Origin of the sequence: Endozoicomonas sp. (assembly GCF_031844845.1) — a bacterium.
In the GTDB taxonomy this organism is placed as follows: domain Bacteria; phylum Pseudomonadota; class Gammaproteobacteria; order Pseudomonadales; family Endozoicomonadaceae; genus Endozoicomonas.
On the sequence record NZ_JAVRMB020000016.1, the window covers coordinates 1 to 6968 of the forward strand.

Annotated in this window: 7 protein-coding genes; all 7 read right to left on the reverse strand. The window is 48.4% G+C overall.

The genetic code is table 11. The annotated features are described in order from the left end of the window. The coding region (locus tag RM811_RS00700) for a potassium transporter TrkG (RefSeq protein WP_402519746.1) at window positions 1-830 on the reverse strand (830 nt) is incomplete at its 3' end. Between the two features lie 182 nt (window positions 831-1012). Beyond that, window positions 1013-1672, reverse strand: a complete 660-nt coding sequence (locus RM811_RS00705) for a hypothetical protein (protein WP_402519749.1) — start codon at window positions 1670-1672, stop codon at window positions 1013-1015. 180 nt (window positions 1673-1852) lie between these two features. Next, a complete protein-coding gene (locus RM811_RS00710; RefSeq protein ID WP_402519752.1) occupies window positions 1853-2341 on the reverse strand; it encodes a hypothetical protein in 489 nt (162 codons plus the stop codon). A gap of 316 nt (window positions 2342-2657) precedes the next feature. Further along, window positions 2658-4031: a Trk system potassium transporter TrkA gene (gene trkA, locus RM811_RS00715; RefSeq protein ID WP_402519755.1), complete on the reverse strand. Its 1374-nt coding sequence runs from the start codon at window positions 4029-4031 to the stop codon at window positions 2658-2660. Beyond that, window positions 4028-5332, reverse strand: coding sequence for a 16S rRNA (cytosine(967)-C(5))-methyltransferase RsmB (rsmB, locus tag RM811_RS00720; protein ID WP_402519758.1), 1305 nt, complete (start codon window positions 5330-5332; stop codon window positions 4028-4030). Before rsmB ends, trkA begins: the two co-directional genes overlap by 4 nt. 18 nt (window positions 5333-5350) lie before the next feature. Beyond that, window positions 5351-6301: a methionyl-tRNA formyltransferase gene (gene fmt, locus RM811_RS00725; RefSeq protein ID WP_402519761.1), complete on the reverse strand. Its 951-nt coding sequence runs from the start codon at window positions 6299-6301 to the stop codon at window positions 5351-5353. Window positions 6302-6401: 100 nt separating this feature from the next. Next, complete coding sequence (gene def, locus RM811_RS00730) at window positions 6402-6899, reverse strand: peptide deformylase (RefSeq protein WP_402519764.1); 498 nt, start codon at window positions 6897-6899, stop codon at window positions 6402-6404. Window positions 6900-6968: the final 69 nt, after the last annotated feature.

The following is a 6968-nucleotide window of genomic DNA, read 5'->3' on the forward strand; positions in this document are numbered from 1 at the left end:
AACCCTTTAACTTCCGGATCCTGAAAATAGTGTGTCAGTGTCTTATGTCGCCAGGCGGTAAAGTGAAGGGCAAAGTTGAGCCCGGCCACCAACATGAAAAAGATAGCCACCGAGATGATTAACGGTGAATCAAATTGGCCCATACTGCCGTCATAAGTGGAAAATCCACCAATAGCAATGGTGGTAAAGCTGTGGCAAATAGCATCGAATAAATTCATACCCGCCAGCCAGTAAGCCAGTGCACAGGCGATGGTCAGAAAAACATAAATAAACCAGAGTGCTTTCGCTGTTTCGGTAATACGCGGTGTCAGCTTTGAGTCTTTGACCGGGCCGGGTGTTTCCGTGCGATATAACTGCATGCCACCAATCCCCAGCATGGGTAGAATAGCGACGGCGAGCACAATAATGCCCATCCCCCCCAGCCATTGTAACTGCTGTCGGTAAAACAGAATGGAGCGGGGCAGATGTTCAATCCCTGTGAGAATGGTCGCTCCCGTTGTGGTGAGGCCGGACATGGCTTCAAACATGGCATCGGTAATGCTCAGGGCAGGACTTTCCATAAGCAGAAATGGCAGCGAACCAAACGAACCAAGAACTATCCAGAACAGTGCAGTCACCAGAAAGCCTTCCCGACTGCGGAGTTCATCTTTACTGTGTCGGAAGGGAAACCAGAGCAGTACACCTAACAGCAACGTCAGTAAAAAGGTGTAGATGAAAATGGATATTTCCTGCTCCTGGTAAAGCAGGGCAACCACAATGGGTGGAAGGCTGGAGGCGCTGAATAACATCAGCAAAACACCCAAAATGGGAAAGATAACCTGAAACTGCATGGTGCTCCTGCTTCATCCAGTATGAATAACCTGCCATGGCGGTTTTTTTTATAATGGATATTAAAAATTATAATTTTATTCTGTAGCAGGTTACTCCCAATCCATGGGGGAAATAAAGGCCTGAAGGTTGTTTCAGGTCATTGAAGTATTGTTGCTGTTGTATGAGGTTAAGAAGTCAAGATTCAGACTTCGATAATGCTATGGGTTTTGCTATTGGCTGCGTGCTTATGAGAGAGGCTTTGATCAAGGCTGACTGATGTGTTTACCAGTGTAACTTGATGTTTTTTAAATAACGCATCATAAACATACCGTCCAGCTTTTTTTGCGACAGAAGATGTTGCAAGAGTAATAGCTACAGGCGTGGCAACACTTGCGGCACCAGCAACCGTGTAAGATAGTAGAGATGTTGCGCAATATGATGTGACACCCGCTGTTGCGACAATTATGGCACAAGAGGTTCCCCCGATAGTAACGCCAATAGCTGCGCCAAAGCCTGCTGAAATAGCCGTGGTAATACCTGCAGCAACACCTGCAGTAACACCTGCGGCGGTAATACATCCGATAGTAATTACGGTGCCAGCGGCTGCGACATGGGCTGCGCCGTAAATACCATTATTTGCTACATCGAACGCGGTGGCGAATGTGGTTGCCCCACATGAGTACATAAAACCAATTGCCGACAAATATGCCAACCCATCTGTCGACTTAGTTTCTAAAGATCGGACGTTCCATTTACAGCCAATAGAATTTTTATATTCTGCTTCAGGATTATTATTCTGTTTACCCTCTTGTTTATGTAGCTTTATTTGAATTGTCGCCGCGTCTACTCCTGGTGCCATCATAACTAAAGCTTCATTATTGTTAAGTAATATAGGAAAAGTAGAATAAAAAATGAAGGTTGCAAGTCTGCCTTGGTTTTCTGCGTTATTGCCAACGTTGGTTGTTCACTATTGGCGGCCGATTTGAGGGGCTTAATGTCTACCTTAAGAATAAATGTTGATAAAGTGACCAATTGAACAGATTCACACTTCTATCAGGCCGTCAGTTGCGAAAGGGGTTGACGATTTACGACTAATGGATGGTGAAAGGTAATTTAGTATATTGGCTACTGAAACCGTCCGGATTTTCACAAACTTATCGACAATATATGTTGTAACTTTGTTGGAGATAGAGGCTGCCTTTATCAAGGTCAGAAAAAGAGCGGGAAAGGTCGCAGATGCAAAAATCCCATGGGCTACAACTAAATGGGTGAAATGATCCTCACCATAACAAACAATAGGCCACCCATACGCATCTTTATGACAATAATTGTAGCCATGAGAGTTAGAATATTCGTGTACAGCCAAGATAAACAGGGTGCTAAATGAGACGCCTGCACCGATACAGGTTAGAAAGGCATGGGTAAAGCTGGAGCTGACACCCGAGAGAATATTGGCTATTGAACCAACTGCAACTGCAGACGCTGTCAGGCATGCAGCATTAGCGGTGCTTTCATTTATTTCATATAGCAAGTCCCGTACGACAGAAGGTGCAAACGCATAACAAGCTCTGACTATTAAGGCGCAGGATATCACCGCTGGCAGAGTTCGGACGGTCCTTCTGATACCGTAAGGGACCCTGAGTTCTGTGGTCGTATTGTCTTGCCTCCTGACAGACTGTGGTCCACTTGAGTTGTTAGTGTCCGGTCGGTTAGCCCATGGCATTGCTGGCAGTGATATTTCTGGCACAAGTAATCCTCCACAGGCTGCCTCAATTCTTATTAATGGCTTTCCCTTAACCCCCTTCAATATAGAAAAAAATTCCAACAAGACAAGTCGGATTCATCGATCAGAAAAAACCAAGCCCAACCTGGAAGAGTTGTTCGACTTCTCGAATCTTCCGTTTATTGGTCAAAAAGAGAATCACATGGTCACCGGTCTCAATACGGGTCGTATCGTGGGCGATTAACACTTGATCATCCCGGACAATGGCACCAATGGTGGTGCCGAGAGGAAGCTCGATTTCCTGAATGGTTTTACCCACGACTTTTGAGCTCTGTTCATCACCATGGGCAATCGCTTCAATAGCTTCAGCAGCGCCTCTGCGAAGTGAGTGAACATTCACTATATCTCCGCGTCTAACGTGTTTTAGCAAGCTGCCAATGGTGGCTTGCTGGGGTGAAATAGCGATATCAATTTCGCCACCCTGAACCAGATCTACATAAGCCGGATTATTGATCAGGGCCATGACTTTTCGGGCCCCCAGTCGCTTGGCCAGCATTGCTGACATGACGTTGGCTTCATCATCATTGGTCAGGGCGCAGAAGATGTCAGTCTCTTCAATATTTTCGCTGATCAGCAGTTCTTTATCGGAGGCATTGCCGCAGAATACCATGGCCCTGGTCAGTGTTTCCGAGAGGAACTGGCATCGCTCCATATTATGTTCAATGATTTTGACCTTGTATTGATCTTCAACCGCCTGGGCCAGACGTAAACCAATGTTACCGCCTCCGGCAATGATGATTCGCTTGTAGTCGTCGTCCAGTCGCTGAAGCTCGCCCATTACCGCACGGATATCTTTCCGGGCAGCAATGAAGAAGACTTCATCATCCACCTCGATGACCGTGGTGCCCTTGGGCATGATGGCATTTCCCCGACGGAAAATGGCCGCTACCCGGGTATCCACATCAGGCATATGCTCCCGGATATAGCGCAACTCATGGCCTACCAGCGGCCCGCCATAATAGGCTTTCATGGCCACCAGCTGTACCAGTCCATCGGCAAAATCCAGAACCTGAAGGGCACCCGGGCGTTCCAGAAGGCGTTTGATGTAGTTGGTAACCACTTGCTCAGGGCTGATCAGTACGTCAATGGGCAGTGCGGCGTTGGCAAACAGGCTGTCATTTTTCAGATAGGCTGCCTGACGGATGCGGGCAATCTTGGAGGGGGTATGAAACAGCGTATAAGCGATCTGACAGGCCACCATATTGACTTCATCACTGTTAGTGACGGCAACCAGCATGTCGGCTTCATCCGCTCCGGCCTGTTTCAGAACCCCCGGGAAGGACGCTCTTCCCTGAATGGTACGGATATCAACTTTATCCTGTAACTCTCTGAGCCGGGTGGCATCGATATCAACCACCGTAATGTCATTTTCCTCATTAGCGAGATTTTCGGCCAGAGTGCCGCCCACCTGACCAGCACCGAGAATGATGATTTTCATTGAGTTTCCGTTTTTACCATCAGGCTATAAAAGAAGCCGTCACCAGAGGCTGGGAAAAGCTGTTTGCCAAACCCGGTATCATGACCCCATTGGCCTTCAATGGGTAGCAGCTTTGCATCAGGCGTTGCTGACAGGAAGTGTTCAATTTGCAGATGATTTTCCTGCGGCATAATTGAACAAGTCGCATAAAGCAGTGTGCCACCGGGTTTTAATAAAGGCCATATTGCCTGAAGAATTTGCTGCTGCAGTTGCGCCAGGGCTTCAATATCTTCTGCTTTTCTCAGCAGTTTAATATCTGGATGGCGGCGAATCACACCCGTTCCGGAGCAGGGTGCATCCAAAAGAACATGGTCGTATAGCTGCCCGGTAAACCAGCTGTCTGGCTGCGTGGCATCACCGCAGAGAACATTGGCTGTCAGCCCCAGTCTTGTCAGGTTTTCACCCACTCGTTCCAGACGCAGGTTATCGGAATCCAGGGCATCCACGGTGATGCCTTCATACAGCTCCAGTAGATGACAGGTTTTTCCACCAGGAGCGCAGCAGGCATCAAGAATATGATCCCCCGGTTTAGCCTGAATCAACGTAGCAGCCAACTGAGCAGACTCATCCTGAACACTGGCAGCGCCTTCATGAAACAGGGGGAGCTTGTCCACCGACATTGGCTTAGCCAGGGTGATTGCCTGGGGTGCAATCAGCGACTGACGAGCCTGAATACAGTTATCCAGCAGCTTTTTCAGATAGCGTGATGGTTGTATCTGCTGCTCATTAACCCGCAGCGTCATGGGCGGTGGCTGATTGTTGGCCGCAAGAATCGTCTGATAATCATCAGGCCAGGCTCTTTTAATGGTGTTAATAAGCCATTTAGGATGTGACCAGCCACAGACCGGGCTGCGTTCTTCCAGTTCAGTCAGTTCATCAAACCGGCGCTGGGCATTACGGAGAACACCATTCACCAGTCCCCTGGCCCAGGCTTTGCCCATGGATCGCGTTGCCTGCACGGTTTCACCGATAGCGGCATGAGGGGGAATCCGGGTATGAAACAGTTGATAGAAACCCACGAGAATCAGGTTGTGAATATCCTGCTCTTTTTCTTTAAGAGGCTTTTCAGTGAGAAACTTCAGCCAGGCATCCAGCCGGTAATAATAGCGCAGCGTTCCGTAGCAGAGCTCTGCCAGTAAAGGCTGATCTTTTTTGGCCAGTTTTTCCTGCAGAGAAGGCAATACATAGCTGAGAGACTCGCCCATGGTGACCCGGGTGACAGCCCGGGCCGCTAACTGTCGAACAGAGGATTGTTTAGCCATAGCTTTTAAATGAGTAGCCTAACTGAATTGTTTACCGGTGGTGAACATTGCTTTTTTGCTGTTCAACAACTCCTGAACGGTCATTGCACGGCTTCCTGCCAACTGCAGTCGTTTGATTCGAAGTGTGCCTTCACCATTACCACAGGCAATATCCAGCCCATCTTTATCGGACTTTATTAAGGTTCCAGGCTGTTCACCAGAACTTTCTTCCAGCGCGATAGCTTCCCAGACGCGGATATTGGTGTCATCTAAAGAGGTGATGGAGACGGGCCAGGGGTTGAAAGCACGAACCTGACAATCGAGATATCGGGCACTTTTTTGCCAGTCCAGACGCGCCTCGTCTTTGCTCATTTTATGAGCATAACAGGCCAGGCTGTCATCCTGCTTTTCACCATGAACCTGACCTGCAGCAATACCATTCAACGCGTCGATCAGTGCCGGACGCCCTATTTCAATCAGACGGTCATGGAGATCAGCCGCCGTATCTTCCGGCTGTATTGGACAGCAGGATTTTAGCAACATGTCGCCGGTATCCAGTCCGGCATCCATCTGCATAATGGTAACGCCGGATTCGGTATCTCCCGCTTCAATGGCTCGCTGAATGGGGGCTGCGCCGCGCCACTTTGGCAAAATTGAACCATGAACATTAATGCAACCCAGTTTGGGCGTATCCAGAACGACCTGGGGAAGAATCAGGCCGTAAGCAACCACAACCATTAAGTCAGCATCAAGGGCTGCCAGTTCCTGTTGGGCTTCTTCATTGCGAAGTGATTTTGGCTGGTAAACAGGAATATGATGCTCAATAGCCAGTGATTTGACCGGTGAAGGCATCAGTTTCTGGCCACGACCGGCAGGGCGGTCTGGCTGGGAGTAAACGGCAATCACCTGATGCTGGCTATCAATAATGGCCTGAAGGTGAGCGCTGGCAAACTCCGGGGTTCCAGCAAAGATAATGCGAAGGCTTTTCATAGAGGGTTATTCATTGTGGGTTATTCATAAAGACGCGAGTGGCAACGGTGCTGAGATTTACACCGTTGATCTGAAGACCAGTAATTAGCACGGGATGATTTTATCGATTTTTCTTCCCGAGTTTTTTTCGAATACGGTCCTGTTTCAGGCGGGAGAGTGCATCGATAAACAGTTTGCCTTCCAGGTGGTCCAGCTCATGCTGAACGCAAACGGCAGCCAGTCCGTCAAAATCCCTGGAGTACTCATTACCGTCACGGTCTAAAGCGGTGAGCCTGATACTGGCATAACGATCCAGCAGTTCATAAAAGCCCGGTATGGACAGACAGCCTTCCTGTAAATCTGATTTTTCATCCCCAATGGCTTCGTAGCCGGGATTAATAAGAACCAGTGGCTCATTACTTTCTTCGGAAAGATCCATAACCACTATACGTTGATGAATATTCACCTGTGTCGCCGCCAGACCAACGCCGTTAGCGTCATACATGGTCTCCAGCATGTCATCAACGATACGGCGAATCTTATCGTTAACCTCTGCTACCGGCTTGGCAACCGTACGAAGTCTGGGGTCAGGGTATTCAAGAATTTCCAGTAGAGCCATCAGTGATCTCAGGTTGATAGAATTAACGAATTTAAAGTGGTTTGGCAAACTCTCAGTATATCTGCAATT